Source organism: Micromonospora sp. NPDC005413 (assembly GCF_040606435.1).
GTDB lineage: Bacteria > Actinomycetota > Actinomycetes > Mycobacteriales > Micromonosporaceae > Micromonospora.
Window position 1 is genome coordinate 46,133 of the sequence record NZ_JBEXEV010000030.1, and the last position, 21,889, is coordinate 68,021.

Sequence of the window (21,889 nt, forward strand, 5' to 3'; positions counted from 1 at the left end):
CGGCCCGCAGACCGGTCAATCCGGCAGCAGCGGCATCTCGACGCCCGGATCCCGGCCGAGCAGCACCGCACGGGTGAGCGCCGCCGATCCGAACCGGTCACGGACCGCGTCCACCGCGGCGTCCAACTCCGCACCCGGTTCGCGGTGGAACGGCAGCTCCGGCTGTACCGGGTTGTCGTCCAGATTGCCCACCGAAACACCGACCAGGGTGACACCACGGCGATTGATCTCGGGCAGCGCGGCCCGTAGCAGCGCTCGCGCGGCGGTGAGCAGCGACGTCGTGTCCGCCGTCGCCTTGCCGATGGTGTGTGAGCGGGTCGCCCGGGTGTAGTCGCCGAAGCGCAGCCGCAGCACCACCGTGCGACCGGACCGCCCGGCCGCCCGCATCCGCCGGCTGACCCGATCGACCAGCCCGGCGAGGATGGCATCCAGCTCCTCAGGGGCATGCGGGGTACGGCCCAGCGCGTGCTGGGCGCCCATCGAGCCGCGCCGACGCCCCACCTGAACCGCCCGGGGGTCGCGATTGTGCGCGAGAGCGTGCAGGTGCCGACCGGCGCCCGCCCCGAGCATCGACACCAACGCGGCCTCGCCGAGTCGGGCCACCTCGCCGACGGTACGAATCCGTCGTTCCCGCAGCTTCGCGGCGGTGACCGGGCCGACGCCCCACAGCCGCTCCACGGGCAGCGGGTGCAGGAACGCCAACTCGGCGTCCGGCGCGACGACCAGCAGCCCGTCCGGCTTCGCCACCCCGCTGGCCACCTTCGCCAGGAACTTCGTGCGGGCCACGCCCACCGTGATCGGCAGGTGGACCCGTTCACTAACCTCCCGACGCAGCCGCTCGGCGATGTCGGCCGGTGGCCCCACCAGCCGCCGCAGGCCGCCCACGTCCAGGAACGCCTCGTCGATGGAGAGCCCTTCGACCAGCGGGGTGGTCTGCCGGAAGATCTCGAAGACCGCGCGGCTCGCCGCCGTGTACGCCGACATGCGGGGCGGCACCACGATCGCGTCCGGACACAGCCGGCGCGCCTGCTGGCCGCCCATCGCGCTGCGTACGCCCCGCGCCTTCGCCTCGTAGCTGGCCGCGAGGACCACGCCCCCACCGACGATCACCGGCCGCCCGCGGAGGCGCGGGTCGTCGCGTTGCTCGACCGACGCGTAGAACGCGTCCAGGTCGGCGTGCAGGATGCTGGCGCCGGGCGACACGTACACATGTTCGCATGGCGTCCGACCATTACGGCAGTGAGCTGGGCGAACGCGCGGTCAGTCGAGGCAGAACTCGTTGCCCTCGGGGTCGGCCATGATGAGGTGACCGGCGCCCAGCGGGGGAGCGGGCTCGTGACGACTGAGCCGGGTGGCGCCGTGCGAGACGAGCCGTTCGGCCTCTGCCTCCAGGGCCGCCATCCGCTCGTCACCCGCGAGCCCCGGAGCGGCTCGCACATCGATGTGTACGCGGTTCTTCGCCTGCTTGTGCTCCGGCACCCGTTGGAAGAACAGCCGCGGCCTGGAGCCCTCGGGGTCGACCACCGCTGAGGCGTCGTTACGGTTCTCCGGCGGCACCCCCATCGCCTCCAGTGCCTGCTCCCACGACTCGAAGTCTCCGGGCGGGGCCTGCACCTGGTAGCCGAGCGCCTCAACCCAGAACGCCGCCAACGCGGCCGGGTCGGCGCAGTCGAACGTGATCTGCATGTCGCGGGCCATGTCAGCTCCCTGATTCCTGATCTGGTCGGTCATGATCCCAGCCTCCCGCACCTAGCGGACAGGGTCGTTCCGCAATTCGTGCAACGATCGGCACATGACCGTCGAGGCGACGACCGAGCGGGTGCTGCGTCTGTTGGCGCTGTTGCAACGGCGACCGTCCTGGACGGCCGCTGAGCTCGCCGCCGAACTGGGGGTCACCGACCGCTGCGTGCGCCGCGACGTGCAGCGACTGCGGACGCTCGGCTATCCCGTGCACGCGGCGGCGGGTGTCGGCGGCGGCTATCAACTCGGCGCGGGCACCCGGCTGCCGCCGTTGCTCCTCGACGACGAGGAGGCGATCGCGACGGCGGTCTCTCTGCGGCTCGCCTCGGGCGGCACGGTCGCCGGGGCGGGCGAGGCGGCGCTGCGGGCACTCGCGAAGCTCGATCAGGTGATGCCGTCGCGGCTGCGCGCCGAGGTGCGGGCGGTGCACGGCTCCACGGAGACCCTCATCGGCCCGGTGGCCGAGATCGACGCGGAGCTGCTGATGACACTCGCGCGGGCCTGTCGAGACGCGGTGCGGGTCCGGTTCACCTACGCCGGCCGCGACGGTGGGGAGCGCGAACGGACGGTCGAGCCGATCCGGATGGTCACGACCGGCCGCCGCTGGTATCTGATGGCCTGGGACGTCGACCGCGACGACTGGCGCACGTTCCGCCTGGACCGGATGCGGGCGGCGGTGGCGACGACCTGGCGTTTCCGGGCGCGCGAGCACCCGGACCCGGTCGCCTTTGTACAGCGGTCCGTGACCGAGGCGCCATACCGGTATCTCGCCCGGGTGCGGGTGCACGCTCCGGCCGACCGGGTGCGGGCGTTGGTGCCGCCTCAGGTGGGGCGTGTCGAGGACGACCGCGACGGGTGGTGTGTGCTGGTCGTCGGCGGGGAGAGCCTGGACTGGGTCGCCGCGCACGTCGCCCGCCTGAGTTACGAGGTGGAGGTGCTGGAGCCTCCGGAGCTGCGCGAGGCCGCCGCCCTGCTCGCCCGCCGCCTCTCGGCGATGGCTGGTGCGGCGTCGGAGCGCAGCGTGTAGTGGCGCAGCGGGACCGGGCTGCCGTCGGGCGCGGTCCAGGACGCCGTGCTGGTGCCGGTGCACCGCCATCCGGTGCGCTCGTAGAGGGCAGCGGCCGCAGCATCACTGGAGGCCACGTCGAGCACCAGGTCGGTCCCGCGCGCACTCGCCCACTGGCGGGCCCGGGCCAGCAGCGCGCTGCCCAGCGCCCACCCCCGGGCGGCCGGCGACACGAAGAGACGAGCCACCTCGGCCGTCGGCCGGGTGGGTGGCCCGTCCGCCGGGTCGGGCACCCGGTGCACCGCGACGTGCCCGACGATCGCCGCGTCCGCGTCGACGGCGACCCAGGCGCGCGCCGGGTGCGGCTCGCGTAACCAACGGTGCGGTTCGGCGGGCCAGTTCAGCGGGTACCGATCGACCCGGTGAACCTCCGCGAGCGCCGCGACGCAGCCGTCGAGATCGGTGGCGCGGCGGCGGCGGATGTTTGCGGGGATCACAGCTTTTCGAAAGGGCGGGCGTAGCGGAACTCCCCGCGGATCGACTCCCGCCACGCGCTCATCGGGCGAGCCTGGAAGTATTGCGGGCCCCACGGCTGCGGCGGGGTGACGCCCAGCTCCACGGCCGGCCGGAACCCGAACCGCGGGTAGTAGTCGGGGTGCCCGAGCAGCACCACCAGCGGCTCGTCGTGAGCGTCGGCCGCGCCGAGCACCGCGTGCATCAACGCCGTGCCGACGCCGCGCCGCTGCCAGTCGGGCAGCACGCCGAGCGGTCCCAGCCCGAGCGCCACCGGCTGGCCGGCCACCCGACCGCGGGTGGCCACCACGTGCCCCACCACCTGGTCGTCCAGGTCGGTCGCCACCAGGGAGTACGCGGGCAGCCAGCCCTCGTCGGCGCGCAGCGCGTCGATCAGGGTCGCCTCGACCGGTACACCATCGCCGTCGGCCTTGGCGAAGGCGGCGGAGTGCACCGCCCGGATGGCATCGGCATCGGCGGGCGTCTCGCGTCTGATCAGCACCGCGCCACCATAGAGTGCCCCCGGGCGACGGCTCCACACGTTTATCGCGCGTCGACTGGCATCCCTGGGGACTGGGGCACCTAACGCATCCGACGGCTCGGCGCGGAGAGCGCCACAACACGCCCTCAACCGACGGCGGTGGCCGACGGCGGGGCACTACCGCCCCGCGGTGCCTCCGGTGCCATCAGCCGGACGATCTCGGCGCGGTCGGCCGCCGAGGGCAGCCCCCATTCCGGGCGGTAGCCGTACACCTCGTGCAGTGGGGTGGAGCTGGTGCGGCCGTCCAGGATCTCCACGGCGTCCGTGTCGATCAGGCCGGGATGCTCCACGCCGCAGGCCTCCGCGACCTTCGTGAGGTCGCGGCGCAGCGTCCGCAGATAGTTGGCCGCCCGGACCGACTTCGACGCCGGGTCCAGGCCTCGGGTGAGCCACGCGTTCTGTGTCGCGACGCCGGTGGGGCAGGTGTCGGTGTGGCACTTCTGCGCCTGGATGCAGCCGATCGACAGCATCGCCTCGCGGCCGACGTTGACCATGTCGCAGCCGAGCGCGAAGGCCACGATGGCGTTGTCCGGCAGGCCGAGCTTGCCGGCGCCGACGAAGACCACCTGCTCGTGCAGGTCGTGCTCGGCGAAGACCTTGTACACCCGGGAGAAGCCCTGTTGGAACGGGAGCGACACCGAGTCGGTGAAGATCAGCGGCGCGGCGCCGGTGCCGCCCTCGCCGCCGTCGATCGTCACGAAGTCGACGCCCCGGCCGGTGTCGCGCATCAGGGTGGCCAGCTCCTGCCAGAAGTCCAGGTCGCCGACCGCCGACTTGATGCCGACCGGCAGTCCCGTCTCGGCGGCCAGCAGCTCCACCCAGTCGAGCAGGCTGTCGCAGTCGGAAAACTCGGCGTGCCGGGACGGGCTGACGCAGTCCTGTCCGGCCGGGATGCCCCGGGTGGCGGCGATCTCGGCGGACACCTTCGCCCCGGGCAGCAGCCCACCGAGGCTGGGCTTGGCGCCCTGGCTCAGCTTGATCTCCAATGCCTTCACCGGTGCGCCGGCGACCAGGTCCTTCAGCCGGTCGAGGCTGAACCGGCCATGCTCGTCGCGGCAACCGAAATACGCCGTACCGAGCTGGAAGACCAGGTCACCACCGTTGCGGTGGTACGGCGACAGGCCGCCCTCGCCGGTGTTCTGCAGGCAACCGGCGAGCGCCGCCCCCTTGTTCAGCGCGGTAATGGCGTTGCCGGACAGTGAACCGAAGCTCATCCCGGAGATGTTGACCACCGACTCCGGTCGGAACGCGCGGGCCCGCCCCCGGGCCGCCCCGAGCACCTTCGCGCAGGGCAGCCGCACGTCGTGCCCGGCGGTCGGGGTCGACGGCGGCACGGCCCGGCCGAACGTGCGGTGCTTGATGATCGGGTACCCGGAGGTGTACTCGATGTCGTTGTCCGTGCCGAAGCCGAAGTAGTTGTTCTCCTGCTTCGCCGACGCGTACACCCAGCGGCGCTGGTCGCGGGTGAACGGTCGCTCCTCGTTGTTGCCGGCGACGATGTACTGCCGAAGCTCCGGCCCGATCGCCTCCAACAGGTACCGGGCGCGGCCGAGCACCGGGAAGTTGCGCAGCAACGCGTGGTCGCGCTGGAACAGATCTCGCGCGGCGAGCGCCGCGACGGCGGCGGTGACAGCGGGTACGGCTCGACGGGCCCATCTCATGACCGGCAGTTTCTCCGCCCGTGCCACGAGCCAAACCGGCTCGTCGCTGGTCAGGCCTGTGGCTGCGTGATGTTGACCATCCAGTTGATGCCGTACCGGTCGACGCACTGGCCGTACTCGTCGCCCCACATCTGCTTCTCCAGTGCGACGGTCACCGTGCCGCTCCCGGAGAGTTGCTCCCAGTAGCCGCGCAGCTCGTCGGCGTTGTCGCCGCTGAGGCTGATCGCGATGCTGGTGCCGGGCACGTGGTTCATCCCGGGTGCGGTGTCCGAGGCCATCAGCGTGACACCGTTGGGCGCCTCCAGCATCGCGTGCATGATCTGGTTCTGCAGGCCCGGCTCCGTGCTGCCGAACTCGCCGAAGGTGTTCATCTTCAGCTCACCGCCGAAGACCTGGTGATAGAACTCCATCGCCTCGCGGGCGGTGCCGGGGAAGTTGAGGTACGGGTTGAGTCGCGTCTGCACAGCACCCTCCTTGGTCCTGGTCGGCGTCATCGTCGCAGACCGATGGAGGGTGGACAACGAGGCGCGCCCGTGTTTGTGCTGGTGGTGCGCCTGGCGGCGGTGCGGGTAGGCCCCGCACCGCCGCTGCCGGATCAGCGGTGCCGCAACGACTGGCGGACCGTCCCGCCGACGATCGCGCACCACGTGCTCGTGCTGAGCTTGCCGTTGCGGGGCAGGCCGTGCAGCGCCTGCAGGTCCTGCACGGCCGCCCGGGTGGCGTGGTCGTACGCCCCGGTGACGGTGACCGCGTACCCCTTGGTGGCGAGGATTTCCTGCACCGCCGTGACCGGCGCGCCGGTGGCGTGCTGGTTCAGTTCCGGCGCCAGCGTCTCCCAGGTTGGTGTGGTGAGGGTGGCGTCCACGTCCACTCCGATGCCGTTGCGGGCCTGCCAGTCCTGCACGGCTGCCACGGTCGCGGCGTCGAACAGGCCGCTGACCGTCACCGCGTAGCCCCGGTAGGCGAGCAGGTGCTGCACCACCCGGACCGAGGGGGAGTTGACGAAGCGCCACAGGTCCGGCCAGCGGCGCGCCGGAACCTCACCCAGCTTGGTGCCGAGGGCGGCGTGGACCCGCCGACGCAGCTCCGGGAACTGCCGGTAGAAGGCGGCGCCCGGGCACGCGGTGGTGCGGAAGTCCCAGTGGCCGAAGATGTCGTGCGCGTGCAGCCCGTACTGCCGGCAGACGGCGACGCAGAGCTTGACCAGCGAGTCGGTCAGTGCCTTCGGTGGCGTCTCGGTGACGTAGGTGCCCTCGTTCTCGATGCCGATGGCCCGGCCGTTCTCGCCCGGGCAGTGCGCCGAGATCATCTGCCGGTCGCCGGCTTCGAGGCGTTCCAGGCTGCCCCGGCGACCCTCCAGCACGTAGCCACCGCGGCTCACCGTGAAGTGCTGGCCGGTGTCGGACCAGCCGTTGCCGTCGATGTGCAGGTCCTGGCAGTCGTGGGCCAGTTTGACCGCCTGTTCGCGGGAGTAGTCGGTCACGTTCGGGAACGCCATGTGGTGCACGATGATCTTGTTGGTGGCGATGGCGCTGACCGACAGCGGGTCCTTCGGTGGGCGGGCATCCCACTCGTCACAGCTGATGATCCAGTCCAGGTCGGTGCCCGGGGCGGCCTGGGCCGTGCCCGGGAAGGCGAGTTCGCTCCCGACGACGGCGACCGTGGCGGCGCCGAGACCGGCCCGCAGCAGCGTCCGGCGATCCACTTCGGAATGGTCGACGTGCATGACATCTCCTCCTGCGGCCGACGGCGAGGGATGAAAAGTAGCTCCAGTGGCCGCACGTGCCCCGAAGGATATTGTCAGACCTCACCCGCGCGCCAGACCCCGCCCAACAGTGGGCAGCGGTGGGCGGTCGGCGTTTCCGCGTGGGGCAGCGGGGGTAGGTCGGGGTCGACGTCCCGGCTGCGCACGTGTGGAGGAATGACCCGATGAGTGACAACGTCAGCGACGCGGTGGGTGACGCGCTCCGCTCGGTGATGCTCTTCCTGCCCAAGGCCGTCGCCTTCCTGGCGATCCTGGTGGCCGGTTGGCTGATCGCCAAGGCCGTGTTGAAGATCGTGGAGAAGGTCCTGGAGCGGGTGGGCTTCGACCGCGCCGTCGAACGCGGCGGCATCCGTCGTGCGTTGAGTCGCTCCCGGTACGACGCCAGCGACATCGTCGCGAAGCTCGTCTACTACGCGGTGCTGCTGTTCACCCTCCAGCTCGCCTTCGGCATCTGGGGGCCGAACCCGATCTCCGACCTGCTCGCCGCGGTGATCTCGTGGCTGCCCCGCGCCTTCGTCGCGATCGTCATCGTCGTGGTCGCCGCCGCCATCGCCAACGCCGTCAAGGACATCATCAGCGGTGCGCTCGGCGGCCTGTCGTACGGCCGGGTGCTGGCCAACATCGCCTCGGTGTTCATCCTCGGCCTCGGCGTCATCGCTGCGCTGAACCAGATCGGTGTGGCCACCGCGGTCACCACGCCCGTGCTGATCGCCGTGCTGGCCACCGTCGGCGGGATCCTCGTCGTCGGGGTCGGCGGTGGCCTGATCCGGCCGATGCAGAGCCGGTGGGAGGGATGGCTGACCCGTGCGGAGCAGGAGTCGCAGCTGATCGCCACGCACGCCCGCGCCTACCGGGCCGGCCGCCGCGACGCGGAGGCCGAGTTGGCCCGACCGTCAACCGTGACCAGCGACCCGGAAGCCACCCAGGTGGTGACCCGGCCGGTCAACCCGGACGCCACGCAGGTGGTGGGTGCCCCCGCCGACCCGGACGCCACCGGAGTGGTACGTCCGTCCGCCGACCCGGAGGCCACCCAGGTGGTGACCCGGCCCCACGGTGATGCCGACACGACCCAGGTGGTGACCCCGGCCCGCGGCGATGCCGACACGACCCAGGTGGTGACCCCGGCCCGCGGCGATGCCGACACGACCCAGGTGGTGAGCACCGGTGCCGGCGGTGCGGTGCCCGGCCAGCGCACCAGCGACGACAGCGAGTCCACCACGGTCATCCCGCCGGTCGACCCGAACTGGCGCTGACACGCGGCGGCACGCGGCGGGGCGGGATCCCTTCGGGGTCCCGCCCCGCTTCCCGTTGTCCGGCACGCCGAAAGCGTTGGTCGGTGCAGCGATGCGCGTCTAGCATCGCGAGCATGACCTGGCGACATTGATCCAGCAGCGTAGGCCGAACCCGTGGGCCACCACGGGCACCGCACGTCCGGTGTCCGTCTCCACTCCCACGGGAAGGTCCCATGATCCGCATCGCCTCGCGCGTGCCCGACCCGGCGGTCCGCCGGCTCACGACAACCCTCTACGGGTACGCGTTCCTCAGTGACCTCGTCCTGCTCTACCCGCTGTACGTGGTGCTCCTCGCCGACACCGGGCTGTCGGTGGGGCAGATCTCGTCGCTCTTCGTCATCTGGTCGGCTGCCGGCATCCTGTTCGAGGTGCCCTCCGGCGCGTGGGCCGACGTGGTGTCCCGCCGGCTGCTGCTGTGCCTTGCCCCGCTGGTGACCGCCGCCGGGTATGCGATCTGGGTGCTGGTGCCGTCGTACCCGGCATTCGCGGTCGGTTTCCTGCTCTGGGGCGCCGGTGGAGCGTTGGTCTCTGGCGCACTGGAGGCGCTGGTCTGGACCGAGCTGGACCGGCTCGGCGCGGTCGGCCGGTACGCGCGGGTGCTCGGGCGTGCGCGGACGGCGGGTGTGCTGGGCGTGGTGGCCTCCGGAGTGCTCGCCGGCCCGGTGCTCGCCGTCGGCGGGTACCCGGCGGTCGGCGTGGCCAGCGTGCTCGCCTGCCTGCTCGCCGCGGCGGTCGCCGCCCGGTTTCCGGAGCACCGCCCACCGACCGCCGCGCCCGTTCCGGCCGGCGAGCGCGAACCAGCCAACCTGGATGACGACGGTGACCTGGGTTGGTGGGACACGCTGCGAGCCGGGGTGGCGCAGGTCCGCACGCGCCCGCCGGTACGGGCAGCCGTGCTGCTGGTCGCCGTGGTCGCCGCCGACTGGGGCGCCCTGGATGAGTACACCCCGCTGCTTGCCCTGGACACCGGCGTCGGGACGCAGGCCGTGCCGCTGCTGCTCCTGCTGCTCTGGGCAGGGGTGACCATCGGCGGGCTGCTCGCCCCGGCGGGGGAGCGGCTGGGCCACCGGGGTTACGCCGCTCTGCTGGGCCTGGTTGGTGTCGCGCTGGCCGGGGGTGCCCTCACCGGGCATCCGGGCGGCTTCGTGCTGCTCGCGGTGGCGTTCGGGGCGGCGCAACTGGCCACCGTCCTGGCCGACGCACGGCTCCAGGCTCGGATCACCGGCAGCAGCCGGGCCACCGTCACGTCACTGGCCGGGATGGCCACCGACGTGCTGATCATCGGGACGTACGCCTGCTATGGCCTCGTCGCCACGGTGGCCGGCAACGCGGTGGCGTTCGCGGTGACGGCCGGGCCGTACCTCATCGTGGCCCTGGTGCTGCTGAACCGCCGCCAGCGCCCCGCGGCCGTGCCCACCAGCGTCATCGCGACCGCCGCGCGCAGTCGGGACTGAGCGGGGGCCGGCGGCGGTTGACATGGCCGCCGCCGGACCTCCGCTCAGCTGGCCATGTGCAGGAACGACCACTGGTGGCCCTCAAGGTCCCGGAAGCCGCGCATGTACATCGGCCCGTTGGTCATCCCCGGCCCGAGCGCCTCCCCACCGGCGACCGCCGCCCGGTCGACCAGCTCGTCGACCTGCTCCCGGCTCTGCGCCGACAGCCCCACAATGACCTCCCGGCTGGTGGCCGTGTCGGTGGCGGCGACCCCGGTGTACGCCTCGAAGGCCGAGTGCAGGTGCAGCATCAGCCGGGTGTTGTCGGAGATGGTGAGCATCATGCTGTCCCCGTCCAGTTCCGCCTGGTCACCGGTGAAACCGAGTGCCCGGTAGAACTCGGCGGCGGTGGCCAGGTCGCGCACCGGCAGGTTGATGAATGTCATGGTCATCGGTGGTCTCCGTTCGACTCGAGCAGTACCTTCAACGCGGCGACGGCAGGCCTTGGTATGGCTCTCGCCGGTCTTCTCCATCCGGCTACGCCCCAACCGGCCATCGGCGCAGCCGTCAGGGCTGGTCGCCGTCGAGGTAGACCCATCGGCCGCCCTCGCGGGCGAACCGGCTGTGCTCGGTCATCGTGCCGGGCCCGCCCGCGCCCCGGTAGTGGGCGTGGAACGCCACGGTGCCGGTGGTGTCGAGCAGGCCGCCCCGCTCGGTCTCGACGATCTCCAGTCGGGTCCACCGCTGCCCAGGGTCGAGTTCCAGGAGGGCGGGCCGGGTCGAGGAGTGCCAGCTGCGCAGCAGGTAGCCGGTGTCGCCGAGGGCGAAGGCGCTGAACCGGGAGCGCATCAACGCCTCGGCCGTCGGCGCCTCTGCGTCGCCGCCGTGCACCGGGGCGCAGCAGTCCGCGTACGCCCGGCCGGAGCCGCACGGGCAGGCCCGTCCCGTCGTCATGTTCGCCCGTCGCCGCGCCGCACCCTTACCCACGTCGCCATCCTGCCCCACCGCCGACCGGCCCCGGACCCCGACCGGCCATGACCGCCCCACCCCCCTCACTCCCGCGATCTTGCACTTTCTGTCGCCGCATAAAGAACAAAAGCCGCAGAACAACGACACAAACCGCAAGATCGCGGGAGTGAGGGGCGCCGGGGCGTGGGGGCGGGGGTGGGGGTGGGGTGGTTCAGAGCCAGCCGGAGCGGCGGAACAGGCGGTGCAGGGCCAGGGCGACCACGGCCATCAGGGTCAGTGCGCCGGCGTAGCCGTAGCGCCAGGCCAACTCCGGCATGTGGTCGAAGTTCATGCCGTAGACGCCGGCGATGCCGGTCTGGGTGGCCGCGATGGCCGCCCACGCGGCGATCTTGCGCATGTCGTTGTTCTGCTCGACGGTGAGCTGCGTCAACCGGGACTGGACGATCGAGGTGAGCAGATCGTCGTACGCGGCCACCCGGTCGACCGCCCGGCTCAGCCGGCCGTCCACGTCGACGAACCAGCGGTGCAGGGCGCGTGGCGGGCCGTCGGGGTCGGGGCCGAGCAGCGTACGCATGGGTGCCTGCAACGGCAGGACCGCCCGCTTGAACTCCACCACCTCGCGCTTGAGCTGGTAGATGTGCTGGATGTCGACGGAACGATCGCGGGCGAACACCGCCTCCTCGACCCTTTCCAGGTCCCGCTCCACGTGCCCGGCCACCTCCAGGTAGGAGTCGACCATCCGGGCGCAGACCGCGTACGCCACCGCCCACGGGCCGGCGGCCAGCAGCGCGGGACGGCGCTCGATGTCGGCGCGGACGCTGCGTAGCGCCCCGGCGGCGCCATGCCGCACCGTGATGGCGAACCGGTCACCGAGCAGCACCATCACGTCTCCGGTGTCGATCACCTCGGAGGTGTCCGTCAGCTCGGCATGTTCCACGTACCCGGCGGTGCGCAGCACCAGCAGAGTGACCGGCCCGTGCCGCTGCACGGTGGGCCGGTGCCCGTCGGCGAGCGCCTGTTCGACGGTCAGCTCGTCGAGGCCGAAGGTCCGGCCCACCGCGGCGAGCACGGCCGGACCCGGTTCGTGCAGGCCCAGCCACACGAAGGCGTCGCGGCCGTGCCGGGCGCGGGCGTACGCGTCGGCGTAGTGCGGCTGGCCGGGCTCCCGGCGACCGTTGACATAGACGGCGCAGTCGACCACGGCGTCCGGGTTGGACCGGCGTGGGGTGGGGGACTCTCCCTCGACCCGGCCGAGCAGTCGACGGGCCAGGGCGCGTACGCCTCGACCGGGCCGGTCCCGTACCTGTCGCTGATCCACCGTGTGCCTCCCCGTCGCCGACGCACCGCCCCGACCACGGTGTTCGCTGGGGATGGTGCCACCGCATTCTGCCGAGCGGGGTCCGGCTCCCGACAGGCGGGCAGCTCGGCTCAGGCGGTGCGGGTGGCGAATACGACGACGTTGTCGACGTAGTTGCCGGTCGTGGCATCGAACCGGCCGCCGCAGGTGATCAGCCGCAGCCCGGCGACGTCCGCCGGGCCGTAGACGAGCGTGGTGGGAAAGTGCTCCTTGGGGTACGCGCGAACGTCATCCACGGTGAACGTGGTGACCTGCGCGTCGGCGCGGGTGATCCGAATCTGCTGGCCGGCGCGTAGCCGGCCGAGGTCGAAGAAGACCGCCGGGCCGGCCGGGGAGTCGACGTGTCCCACCAGGACGGCGTTGCCGGTCTCGCCGGGGCTGACCCCGTGCCGGTACCAGCCGGCGAGGGTGGGCCGATCCAGTGGTGGCACCTCCAGCACCCCGGCGGCGTCCGCGCCGACGGGGACGACCTCCGCGCGTACGCCGATGGCGGGGATCTGCACCCGGACCGGTGCGGCGCGGGACAGCGGCGCGAGGTCCGGTGCGGGGTGGGTGCGGTTCGGCGCGTCGGCCGGCGGTCGCGGTGGCCGCGCCGGGTCGGCGGTGAGGCCGACGGTGATCAGCCCCAGCCCGGTCACGCCGAGCAGAGCGACCACGGCCGGTAGGGTCCGCCGCCACCACACGTGGGCACCTCCGTACGGGATCGTCCGGGTGCCCGCGCCGGTGTCACCGGCGCGGGCACCCGTCCTCAGGGATGGAGCGGTCGCCGATCAGGCGACAGTGGACACCGGACGGCGCCGGCGGATCAGGATCACCGCGCCGGCGACGGCGGTGCCGAGCAGCGTGCCGCCAGCGGCCAGAGCGCCGGTGTCGCGGCTGTCGCCGCCGGAGCCGGCCGGTGCGCCGCCGATCGGGGTGACGGCGAACGTGGCGCTGCCGGCCGAGCTGCCGTCGCCGCAGGTCGCCGCCACCGTGTACGTACCCAGGGTGAACCCGGCGGTGAAGAGTTCGGCGCTCAGTCCGCCGCCGGCCGCGGCCGTGGTGGATCGGACGTTCTGGTCGCGGTTGGGGCCGGTGACCCGGAAGATGGCGTCTCCCGACTTCGGGTTGCAGGTCGTCGCGGTGAGCACGACGGTCCCACCGACCGGGGTGGTGGCCGGTGACACGGTGGTGTCGGCCAGTGCGGCGCCTGGCAGCAGGAGCGTGCCGAGGCCCACGCCGAGCGCCGCCGAGCAGAGTGCTGTTGAGACCTTCATACGCGTCTTCCCTCACATTTCGTCCGCTGACTGCGTGGGACGTCGTTCGGGTGGCCAACTCCGTGACTAGCACCGGTGTGCCCAACACTAGGTGGGTTGGGTCCACGATCAGGTGAAAATGAGAAATCCTCGTTGCCGTCACGTGTCCACCCGAAGGCGGGGCGAGCTGCGGAAAGGCCCCGACGGCCCGACCGGCACCGGTGCTCCGGTCGATGTCTCCTCCGGCCGGGCTGTCGCCGCTGGGCCGATGGTGAGGTATTGCCGACGACGGCGGAAATGCGCCGCCTGCTCACGGGCTTCTGCCGGCGAGATAAATCGCGGTGCGGCCAGGGGAGACGCTGGTAGGTTCCGTGCCCGTGAAACAGGAAAGGGTCGCCGGCCTGGGAACAGGGTTCGCCTGGCTGTGGGCGGCCAGCACCCTCTCCGCCCTGGGCAGCGGCCTGGCCACCGTCGCCGCGCCGCTCTTCGTCGCGTCGCGTACCGACGACCCGCTCGTGGTGGCCGCGGCGTCCGCGGTGGCCTGGCTGCCCTGGTTGCTCTTCGCCCTGCCCGGCGGTGTGCTGGTCGACCGGATGGACCGGCGCCGACTGATGATCATCATCGATCTCGTGCGGGTGGTGGCGCTGGCCGTGCTGGCTGCGGCGATCGTGACCGGGACCGCCGGGGTGGCGCTGCTGTACGTGGTGCTGTTCGTGGTCAACACCGGTGAGATCGTGTTCCGCTCGGCCAGCCAGGCCATGCTGCCGACGGTGGTGCCCCGACACCGTCTGGAGCGCGCCAACGGCTGGCTCGGCGGGGGCACCACCCTCATGCACGGCATGCTCGCCGGGCCGCTGGGCGGTTTCCTGTTCGTGCTCTCGGCGGGCAGCCCGTTCGTGGTCAACGCCGTCACGTACGCCCTCAGCGCGGTGCTGGTGGCACTGATCGGCGGCGACTTCCGGGCCGCTGCCACCGACGCGCACACCACTCGGACCCGCTCGATGCGCGGGGAGATCGTCGAAGGGCTGCGCTGGCTGGCCCACCAGCGGTTGCTCCGGACGATGGCAGTGCTGATCGGCCTGCTCAACGTGACCCTGACCGCCGCGCTGGCGGTGCTGGTGCTGCTCGCCGAGGAGCGGCTACGACTCGGGTCCGTCGGCTACGGGCTGCTCTTCACCTGCATGGCCTGCGGCGGGGTGCTCGGCGCGCTCCTCGGCGATCGGCTCATCGCCTGGATCAGCCCCACCTGGACGATCCGGATCGGCCTGCTGATCGAGGCGGGGCTGCACCTGGCGTTGGCCGGGTCCCGCAGCACTGTCGTGGTCGGGGTCGCGCTCTTCGCCTTCGGTGTGCACAGCGCACTGTGGAACATCGTGGCGAACTCGCTGCGCCAACGGCTCACCCCACCGGCGTTGCAGGGCCGCGTGGCCAGCACCACGCTCTTCGTGGCGGCCGGCGGCAACTGCGTCGGCGCACTGCTCGGCGGGCTGCTCGCCGCCCGGTTCGGCATCACCGCTCCGTACTGGGTCGGGCTCGCGGTGGCGATCGGCGTCTCCGCCGCCACCTGGCGGGTCTTCAACCGCGCGGTGGTGGCCCGCGCCTACGCCGACCCGCCGCCGGCCATACCCGAGCCCGCCCCGGCGAGCTGACCATGCGCCGCGTCGGGTGGCGGCGCGCGACGCCCGTGGGCGGTGTGGCAGCGTGATGCGGTGACCACATCCGCGCCGCTCGACGTCGACCTCGCGCTGCTCGGTGGCGGCGGCGCCGCGTCGTTGCTGCTCGCCGCGCTGGACCGGCACGGCGTCCGCGACCTGCGGATCGCCATCGTCGACCCGGTGCGCCGGCGCGGTCAGGACCGCACCTGGGCGTTCTGGGGTCACCCGGACACCGACCTGGACCCGCTGCTCAGCGCGAGCTGGCAGCAGGTCGAGGTGGCCACGCCGTCCCGGCGCCGTGTCCTGGACCTGACCCCGCTCCGGTACGCCATGCTCCGCTCCGGCCCGGTCTACGACCGGGCGGCCGAAGCCGTGCGCCGGCTGGACGCCACCCGGATCGTCGCGCCGGCCGAGACGGTGACCGACGATGGCACCCGTGTGCTGGTGCGTACCGGCGACGGGCGCACCGTACGGGCCGGCTGGGTGCTCGACTCCCGCCCCCGCCCACCGGCGAGACCCGGGCGGACCACCTGGTTGCAGCACTTCCGCGGCTGGTGGCTGGAGGCCGACCGGCCGACGTTCGACCCGGCGCGCGCGGTGCTGATGGACTTCCGCACCCCGCAGCCGTCCCGAGGCGTCTCCTTCGGGTACGTGCTGCCGGTGAGCGACCGTTACGCCCTGGTCGAATACACCGAGTTCTCGCCGGGCCTGCTCACCGACGCCGGGTACGACGCGGCGCTGGCCGGCTACCGGGACCTGCTCGGGCTGGATCCGGCCGGGCTGCGGGTGCGTGAGGTGGAGAACGGGGTGATCCCGATGACCGACGCGCCGTTCCCGGCCCGACCCTCACCCCGGGTGGTCCGCCTCGGCACGGCCGGCGGCGCGACCCGCCCCTCCACCGGCTTCACCTTCTCCGCCATGTACCGCCAGGCCGACCAGGTGGCCCGCGCCCTCGCCGCCGGTCAACCGCCGGTGCCCGCGGCGGCGTACCCGCGCCGGCACCGCTGGATGGACGCGGTGGCGCTGCGCGCCCTGGACCGGGGTGGGGTGGGCGGCCCGGAGTTCTTCGACCGGCTCTTCGACCGCAACCCGGCCGAGCGGGTGCTGCGCTTCCTCGACGGCGTCACCACCCCGGCCGAGGAGGTCGCGATCATGAACTCCACCCGGCTGCTGCCGATGATCGCCGCCACCGCTGGTGACGCGGCGCACCGCGTCCGCGACCGGCTGCGCCCCACCCGGCCCGTGCCGGCCATCCCGGCCGCCGTCGTCGGCGCCCCGACGGCCGGCTCCGCACCGGGCGGTGGCGCACCACCCGGTTGACGGTGCGGCGCGGCGGCCCCCCGAGCGGGGAGTACGCGGTCACCGCCCGGTAGGTTGCCGGGCATGGTGGACGCGGCGGCCGGCAGAGGCGTACAGATCTGGACCGACGGGGCGTGCAGTGGCAACCCCGGGCCGGGCGGCTGGGGTGCGTTGCTGCGCTACGGCGACCACGAGCGGGAGTTGTGCGGTGGCGAGGCCACGCCCACCACCAACAACCGGATGGAGCTGATGGCGGCCATCCAGGCGCTGGAGAGCCTGAACCGGCCGATCACCGTGGAGCTGCACACCGACAGCACCTACGTACGCAACGGCATCACCAGTTGGCTGGCGTCCTGGAAGCGCAACGGTTGGCTGACCGCCGCGAAGCAGCCGGTGAAGAACGCCGACCTGTGGCAGCGCCTGGAAGCGGCCTGCGAGCGGCACGAGGTCACCTGGCTGTGGGTCAAGGGGCACAACGGGCACCCGGAGAACGAGCGGGCCGACGGCCTGGCCAACAAGGGCATGACCGAGGCTCGGGCGGCTGCGCTGACCTCGCGCTGAGCCCGCGTCAGCGGGTCGCGTCCGGATGCCCGGGCATGCTCGACCCGCCGCCGCTGCTGCCGGAGGATCCGCCGGTCATACCCGAACTGTTGTCCTCGGTCACGATGTCCGGCGGCACATCGGTGTCGTCCGGGGGCGGGACCTTGGTGTCCGCCTCGACCTGCACCAACGGGACCTGGCCGGCCTCGTCCTCGCTGTGCTGCGGGTCGCCCGGCAGCTCACCGTCGCGCTTTCGGTAGCCCACGCCGTGCCCCCCGTCGATGCCGGTCCGCGTCGGCGCTGGCTACCCGGCGTCGTCGTGGCCGAAACCTCGCGCTCAGCGGCGCCGGCTCCGGCGGGCGGGGGAGTTGGACCGTGACGGCTGGCGGACCGGGGTGAGCGGCAGCGCCGTCCAGTGCGTTGGCCGGGTGAGCGTCGTCGGCAACCCGGTACGTACGTCACCCCGGGCGGCGTCCAGCTGGGCCTGGTGCAGGAAGAGAGTGGTCCGCAGGTCCGCACCCCTGAGGTCGGCGCCGCGCAGGTCCGCGCCCGTGAGGTCGGCCAGACTCAGGTCGGTGCCACGGAGGTCGGCGCCGATCAGTAGCGCCCCGCGCAGGTTGGCCCGGCGTAGGTCGGCGCCGCGCAGGTCCGCACCGAGCAGTGGGGCGCCCCGGTGGTCGGCGCCCCCTGGAGAGCGGGCCGCGTCGCTGACCCGGGACAACAGGGGGTTGAACCGGTCGCGATGTGCGACGACGTCCACCGCGCGTAGGCGCGTGGGGTCGCCCTCGGTGAGCGCGGCGATGTCGGTGCGGGCGCGCTCCAGCTCGTGACGAAGGTCGGCCGGCGGCCGTAACGCCACCGCCTCGGTGAGGTACCAGAGCAGTTCGTGCAGCGGTCGCAGCACGGCGAACGCCTCGGCCATGGCCGGCAGCGTCTCCGGCGCGTCCCGCCAGTCCCGCCCGCCGAAGGTGACCTGGGCGACCTGCTGACCGGCACCGAAGCAGTCGAACACCGTACAGCCGGGGAACCCGCGTTGCCGCAGCTCGGTGTGGATGCCGCAGCGGTGATCGGGGCGCAGGTTGGGGCAGGGCTGACCGGCCGGCTTGTCGATGGCGAAGTCCGCCGACCGGGCGAACGCGGGCACCACGCAGCACAGCCCGAAGCAGCGCTCGCAGTCGGCGCGTAGCTGCGCCGACCCGGGCGGCGGTGCGGGGCTGATCGACAAGGGGGTGGTCCTCCTGGCGCTCGGGCGCGACGGCTCGCGGTGGCCACCATTGTCCCGCGCGTCGACCCGACCCGGCGGGCCGGGGGTCACCGTCCGTGCGCGTCACCGGCCGAGCGAGGCGCCGGGGTACGGGAACCTACCGGTGGCGGCACCAGACGACGGATCTCCCGCTCCCCGTCGCCGTGCCCGTACTTCTGGTCGAAGTGCCGTGTCACGACGGCGGTCGGGGTGCGGTCCCCGTCGGCCGGCTCCGCCAGCGCGAACACCGCAGGGGTCGCCCCGGGTGCGCGGGGTGGCAGCACGGCTCGCACGGTCAGCGGCCCGGTCACCCGGAACCCGCGGCAGTCGACGTAGTGCTGCCCGTCCACCGTCACGTAGGGCACCCGCACCTCGACCACGTCCGAGTCGTCGTGGCGCAGCGTGACCGTGACTGACCAGTACTGCTCCAGGTCCAGGGTGGCCTGCTCGTGCTCCCACAGCTCCTCGAACCGGGCGTGCACGAACCCGCCCCACGGGCTGTCCATGTCCACCTCGAGCTGGGGCACGTTGAACGACAGCTTCCCGATCGGGAAGAACGAGATCAGCGCCCGCCCGTCCCACTGGTAGAGCTGGATCGACGGGGACGCGTCGTAGAGCCGAACCTGCAACCGGTGTCGCAGCCGGGGGTCGAGCGCGTCGGAGAAGGCGGCCAGGTGGCGCAGGTTGCTGCGGATCTGCCGGGGCACGTCCACCCGCTGCCGCTCCAGCTCCTCGGAGCGCTGCTGGGCGGCGGTGCAGTCCGGGTCGAGCAGGAGCAACTGCACCTGGGCGCCGTGGGCGAGCGCCGCCCGTACCGCGGTCAGGGTCTCCTCGCGGTGCCGCTGCTCCAGCAGGATCGTCCAGGTGTCGAGGATGCGCACCCGGCGACCGGAGCGGTGCAGCCGCGCCACGAACGCCTGCTGGTCGAAGCTCAGGTGCTCCTGCACCCGAGCCTTGCGGGCCTCCTCGAACAGCGGGTCGAAGATGACGTACGAGATGGCCGCGAGCACCACGCTGGCACCGAGGTTGAGCAGCAGGTCGCTGAGGAAGCCGGTGCTGCGCCAGGCGGCCAGCAGCATGACCACGGCGATCCCGAGCAAGGCCCCACCGACGACGAAGGCGCGTCGTTGCCGGCCACCCCGACCAGCCCACTCGGGCATCCGGTCCCCTTTCGCCGTCGGCCGACCCCACCGCCGCCCGCTGATCACCGGAATGCGGAGGATACGTGCCCGCTTTGCCGCTCGCTGTCCCGTTCGCGACCGTCGGGATCGGGCTCGGCTTCGTGGCCAGCAACGACAAGCTGGTCCGGCCCTATCTGGGGGCGGTGCTGCCGACCCTGGTGATCATCGGGGCGCTGACCTTTCTGCGGCTGGTCGAGACGACAGTGGAGAACTCGTTGGACCTGTGGCGGATTCAGCGCATCCGCGCCTACTACCACCACCGTCCGCGGCCCGGCAGGACTGACCGGCGCTCAGACCGAACGCCAGTCGTTCGACGTCAGGGAGTTGGCCTGCGGGCCCATCAGCAGCATGCCGCCGTCGACCGGCCAGGACGCCCCGGTGACGTAGCTGGCGGCGGGGGAGGCGAGCAACGCGACAACGGCCGCGACCTCCCGGGCGTCGCCCGGCCGCCCCACCGGCACGCCGGGCCGCTCCTGGGTGAACGGGTCGACGTCCTCCTGACCGGTCATCGGCGTGGCGATCTCGCCCGGGGCGACGGCGTTGACGGTGATCCCGTCGGGGGCCAACTCCTGCGCCATCACCCGGGTCAGCAGGCCCAGCCCGCCCTTGGCGGCGCAGTACGCGGCGGCGCCCACCCGGGGCGCGTGCTCGTGCACGCTGGTGATGTTGATGATTCGCCCGCCGGCACCGGTGGCCCGCATCCGTCGCGCGGCCCGCTGCGCACACAAAAACGGCGCGTCCAGGTCGACCGACAGCACCTCGCGCCACTGCTCCCACCCGGTGTCGACGAACGGCGTAGAGGCGCCGGTACCAGCGTTGTTGACCAGCACCCCGATGCCGCCCAGCCGGTCGGCGAGCTCGTCCACCACTGTGGCCGCGTCCGGCAGCCGGGTCAGGTCCACCTCGGCGACCTCGCAGCGCCGACCGGTGGCGCGGACCTCGGTGGCCGTCCGGTCGGCACCATCGGGGTCGCCGTACCAGGTGATGCCGATCTCGAAGCCGGCCTCGGCCAGGGCGACCGCACAGGCCTTGCCGATGCCGGAATCCGCGCCGGTGACCACGGCGATCCTCGGGTAGTTCGCGTATCGCTGGGGCATGCGGGTGCAGTACCCCGACCGGGCGCGGCGTACCGTCGCCGGATGCGGATCACCCGATTCACCCACTCGTGCGTGCGCGTCGAGCACGACGGCGGGGTGTTGGTCGTCGACCCGGGGACGTGGAGCGAGCCGCGTGCCCTGGTGGGTGCGGACGCAGTGCTGGTCACCCACGAGCACACCGACCACGTGGACGTGTTGCGGCTCGCGCGCCTCGGCGTCCCCGTGTACGCCCCCGAGGGCGCCCGACTGCCGGATCTCGCCCCGCTGCCGGTGACCCGGGTCCGGGCGGGGCAGCGCTTCACGGCGGCCGGCATCGCGGTCAGCGCGCACGGCGGCCGGCACGCCGCGATCCACGAGGGACAGCCCGACTGCCCCAACCTGGGCTACCTGATCGGCGACCAGCTCTATCACCCGGGCGACTCACTGCACGTGCCGGACGAGCCGGTGCACACCCTGCTCGTCCCGGCCCAGGGGTCCTGGCTGCGCCTCGACGAGGCGATCCGGTTCGCCAGAGCCGTGGGCGCGGCGGCGGCGTACCCGATCCACGACGCGCAGCTCAACGAGCGTGGCCTGGCCAGTGTCGCCGGTTGGTTCGCCGAGACGATCCCCGGCTACCGCCACCTCGTTCCGGGCGACACCGCCTGACCGCTGTCGCCGCCGGTCGTCGGGGTGCGGAAACGGGGTGCGGCGGCGGTGAGCACCGCGGCGGCTGTCGGGACGGACCACCCGTCGGTCAGCTCCGTGACCAGGCTGGCGACCAGCCGGGTCACGGCCGGCTCGGCCCCCGCGTGCAGCGCCTCGGCGACGATCAGCACCGACGAGGTGCCGGCCCGCACGGCGGACCAGCCGCTCTGCCGGTTCGTCCAACGCCGGGCGTGCGCCCGCCCGGCGGAGTCGGTGAAGGTCACCTCGCCCGGGTCGGGATGTTCGGTGTCTCCGGCGAAGCTCAGGTAGACCTCGTCGCCGTGTGCCGGCCGGACCACCAGGTCGCCGTCGACCCGGTCCAGGTCGAGCACCGCGACCGGGATGGCGTGGGCGGCCGAGACGGCGTTGCAGAGGTCGACCAGCGGGTGCACGCGAGGCAGATCGCCGTCCAGGCGCAGCCGGCGCAGCAGTGCCTCGGCGGCGCACCGGTACTTCGTGGGCCGCAACCCCATGGCCGCGTACGCCCGCCGCCAGGCCTGGATCTCCGGGAACCCGCTCTCGGCCCCGCCGGCCAGCCGCCGCCGGGCCTCGGCGACATAGCCGGCCGTGCGTCCCGCCACGTCAGCGGTGGCGGTGATCCCGGAAACCTGCACCACACCGGCGACCAGATCGGGGTACGCGTCGCGAAGCTGTGTCGAATGTTCGAACTGCACGGTG

At 72.7% G+C, this 21,889-nt stretch carries 24 protein-coding genes; 7 read left to right on the plus strand and 17 right to left on the minus strand.

The window, feature by feature from the left end; all coding sequences use genetic code 11:
* Window positions 1-15: 15 nt before the first annotated feature.
* Together dinB and ABZS37_RS25495 are read right to left on the minus strand one after the other, a co-directional pair.
* Window positions 16-1,203, minus strand: coding sequence for a DNA polymerase IV (gene dinB / locus ABZS37_RS25490; RefSeq protein ID WP_355172866.1), 1,188 nt, complete (start codon window positions 1,201-1,203; stop codon window positions 16-18).
* A 57-nt stretch (window positions 1,204-1,260) separates the two neighbouring features.
* Window positions 1,261-1,698 (minus strand): VOC family protein, encoded by a 438-nt coding sequence (locus tag ABZS37_RS25495; protein ID WP_355172954.1) that lies wholly within the window; start codon window positions 1,696-1,698, stop codon window positions 1,261-1,263.
* A 94-nt stretch (window positions 1,699-1,792) separates the two neighbouring features.
* Here ABZS37_RS25495 and ABZS37_RS25500 point away from each other — a divergent pair, with 94 nt between their 5' ends.
* Entirely contained in the window at window positions 1,793-2,767 is a 975-nt protein-coding gene (locus ABZS37_RS25500; RefSeq protein WP_355172868.1) for a YafY family protein, read from the plus strand.
* Here the strand turns inward: ABZS37_RS25500 and ABZS37_RS25505 are convergent.
* The 5 genes from ABZS37_RS25505 to ABZS37_RS25525 form a co-directional block, all read right to left on the minus strand.
* Window positions 2,662-3,243, minus strand: a complete 582-nt coding sequence (locus ABZS37_RS25505; RefSeq protein ID WP_355172870.1) for a GNAT family N-acetyltransferase — start codon at window positions 3,241-3,243, stop codon at window positions 2,662-2,664. The genes ABZS37_RS25500 and ABZS37_RS25505 overlap by 106 nt on opposite strands.
* A complete protein-coding gene (locus tag ABZS37_RS25510; protein WP_355172872.1) occupies window positions 3,240-3,761 on the minus strand; it encodes an N-acetyltransferase in 522 nt (173 codons plus the stop codon). The genes ABZS37_RS25505 and ABZS37_RS25510 overlap by 4 nt, the downstream gene beginning before the upstream one ends.
* A gap of 125 nt (window positions 3,762-3,886) precedes the next feature.
* Window positions 3,887-5,461 carry an FMN-binding glutamate synthase family protein gene (locus tag ABZS37_RS25515; RefSeq protein WP_355172874.1) on the minus strand — a complete coding sequence of 525 codons (1,575 nt, stop codon included), beginning with the start codon at window positions 5,459-5,461 and terminating at the stop codon, window positions 3,887-3,889.
* 50 nt (window positions 5,462-5,511) lie between these two features.
* On the minus strand, window positions 5,512-5,925 hold the full coding sequence (locus tag ABZS37_RS25520) for a VOC family protein (RefSeq protein WP_355172876.1): 414 nt from the start codon (window positions 5,923-5,925) through the stop codon (window positions 5,512-5,514).
* A 131-nt stretch (window positions 5,926-6,056) separates the two neighbouring features.
* Window positions 6,057-7,187: an N-acetylmuramoyl-L-alanine amidase gene (locus ABZS37_RS25525; protein WP_355172878.1), complete on the minus strand. Its 1,131-nt coding sequence runs from the start codon at window positions 7,185-7,187 to the stop codon at window positions 6,057-6,059.
* A gap of 203 nt (window positions 7,188-7,390) precedes the next feature.
* Between ABZS37_RS25525 and ABZS37_RS25530 the strand changes: the two genes are divergently transcribed.
* Both ABZS37_RS25530 and ABZS37_RS25535 read left to right on the plus strand, forming a co-directional pair.
* Complete coding sequence (locus ABZS37_RS25530; protein ID WP_355172880.1) at window positions 7,391-8,479, plus strand: hypothetical protein; 1,089 nt, start codon at window positions 7,391-7,393, stop codon at window positions 8,477-8,479.
* 212 nt (window positions 8,480-8,691) lie between these two features.
* The gene (locus ABZS37_RS25535) at window positions 8,692-9,972 is read left to right on the plus strand and encodes an MFS transporter (RefSeq protein ID WP_355172882.1); all 1,281 of its coding nucleotides are present in this window, start codon (window positions 8,692-8,694) and stop codon (window positions 9,970-9,972) included.
* A gap of 44 nt (window positions 9,973-10,016) precedes the next feature.
* On the opposite strand, the gene ABZS37_RS25540 is transcribed toward ABZS37_RS25535, so the two are convergent.
* The 5 genes from ABZS37_RS25540 to ABZS37_RS25560 form a co-directional block, all read right to left on the minus strand.
* The gene (locus tag ABZS37_RS25540; protein ID WP_355172884.1) at window positions 10,017-10,403 is read right to left on the minus strand and encodes a VOC family protein; all 387 of its coding nucleotides are present in this window, start codon (window positions 10,401-10,403) and stop codon (window positions 10,017-10,019) included.
* A gap of 115 nt (window positions 10,404-10,518) precedes the next feature.
* Entirely contained in the window at window positions 10,519-10,905 is a 387-nt protein-coding gene (locus ABZS37_RS25545) for a YchJ family protein (protein ID WP_355172956.1), read from the minus strand.
* Between the two features lie 226 nt (window positions 10,906-11,131).
* Window positions 11,132-12,238, minus strand: a complete 1,107-nt coding sequence (locus ABZS37_RS25550; RefSeq protein WP_355172886.1) for a magnesium and cobalt transport protein CorA — start codon at window positions 12,236-12,238, stop codon at window positions 11,132-11,134.
* Window positions 12,239-12,348: 110 nt separating this feature from the next.
* Window positions 12,349-12,933: a class F sortase gene (locus ABZS37_RS25555; RefSeq protein ID WP_355172888.1), complete on the minus strand. Its 585-nt coding sequence runs from the start codon at window positions 12,931-12,933 to the stop codon at window positions 12,349-12,351.
* Between the two features lie 114 nt (window positions 12,934-13,047).
* Window positions 13,048-13,533 (minus strand): hypothetical protein, encoded by a 486-nt coding sequence (locus tag ABZS37_RS25560; RefSeq protein ID WP_354995881.1) that lies wholly within the window; start codon window positions 13,531-13,533, stop codon window positions 13,048-13,050.
* Between the two features lie 356 nt (window positions 13,534-13,889).
* Between ABZS37_RS25560 and ABZS37_RS25565 the strand changes: the two genes are divergently transcribed.
* From ABZS37_RS25565 to rnhA, 3 genes are all read left to right on the plus strand, one after another.
* Entirely contained in the window at window positions 13,890-15,161 is a 1,272-nt protein-coding gene (locus ABZS37_RS25565; protein ID WP_355172890.1) for an MFS transporter, read from the plus strand.
* A gap of 60 nt (window positions 15,162-15,221) precedes the next feature.
* Entirely contained in the window at window positions 15,222-16,487 is a 1,266-nt protein-coding gene (locus ABZS37_RS25570; RefSeq protein WP_355172892.1) for a lycopene cyclase family protein, read from the plus strand.
* 63 nt (window positions 16,488-16,550) lie between these two features.
* The gene (rnhA, locus tag ABZS37_RS25575; RefSeq protein ID WP_354995878.1) at window positions 16,551-17,027 is read left to right on the plus strand and encodes a ribonuclease HI; all 477 of its coding nucleotides are present in this window, start codon (window positions 16,551-16,553) and stop codon (window positions 17,025-17,027) included.
* Window positions 17,028-17,034: 7 nt separating this feature from the next.
* Here rnhA and ABZS37_RS25580 read toward each other — a convergent pair whose 3' ends face one another.
* The 4 genes from ABZS37_RS25580 to ABZS37_RS25595 all read right to left on the minus strand — a co-directional run bounded on the left by ABZS37_RS25580 (window position 17,035) and on the right by ABZS37_RS25595 (window position 20,527).
* Complete coding sequence (locus ABZS37_RS25580) at window positions 17,035-17,271, minus strand: preprotein translocase YidC (protein ID WP_355172894.1); 237 nt, start codon at window positions 17,269-17,271, stop codon at window positions 17,035-17,037.
* Between the two features lie 72 nt (window positions 17,272-17,343).
* Window positions 17,344-18,231 carry a pentapeptide repeat-containing protein gene (locus ABZS37_RS25585; protein ID WP_355172896.1) on the minus strand — a complete coding sequence of 296 codons (888 nt, stop codon included), beginning with the start codon at window positions 18,229-18,231 and terminating at the stop codon, window positions 17,344-17,346.
* Between the two features lie 86 nt (window positions 18,232-18,317).
* On the minus strand, window positions 18,318-19,409 hold the full coding sequence (locus ABZS37_RS25590; protein ID WP_355172898.1) for a hypothetical protein: 1,092 nt from the start codon (window positions 19,407-19,409) through the stop codon (window positions 18,318-18,320).
* Between the two features lie 311 nt (window positions 19,410-19,720).
* Entirely contained in the window at window positions 19,721-20,527 is an 807-nt protein-coding gene (locus tag ABZS37_RS25595) for an SDR family oxidoreductase (RefSeq protein ID WP_355172900.1), read from the minus strand.
* A 42-nt stretch (window positions 20,528-20,569) separates the two neighbouring features.
* Here ABZS37_RS25595 and ABZS37_RS25600 point away from each other — a divergent pair, with 42 nt between their 5' ends.
* Window positions 20,570-21,172, plus strand: a complete 603-nt coding sequence (locus ABZS37_RS25600; protein WP_355172902.1) for an MBL fold metallo-hydrolase — start codon at window positions 20,570-20,572, stop codon at window positions 21,170-21,172.
* Here ABZS37_RS25600 and ABZS37_RS25605 read toward each other — a convergent pair.
* On the minus strand, window positions 21,139-21,885 hold the full coding sequence (locus ABZS37_RS25605) for a phenylalanine--tRNA ligase beta subunit-related protein (RefSeq protein ID WP_355172904.1): 747 nt from the start codon (window positions 21,883-21,885) through the stop codon (window positions 21,139-21,141). The two genes, ABZS37_RS25600 and ABZS37_RS25605, sit on opposite strands and share 34 nt — an antisense overlap.
* Window positions 21,886-21,889 lie beyond the last annotated feature (4 nt).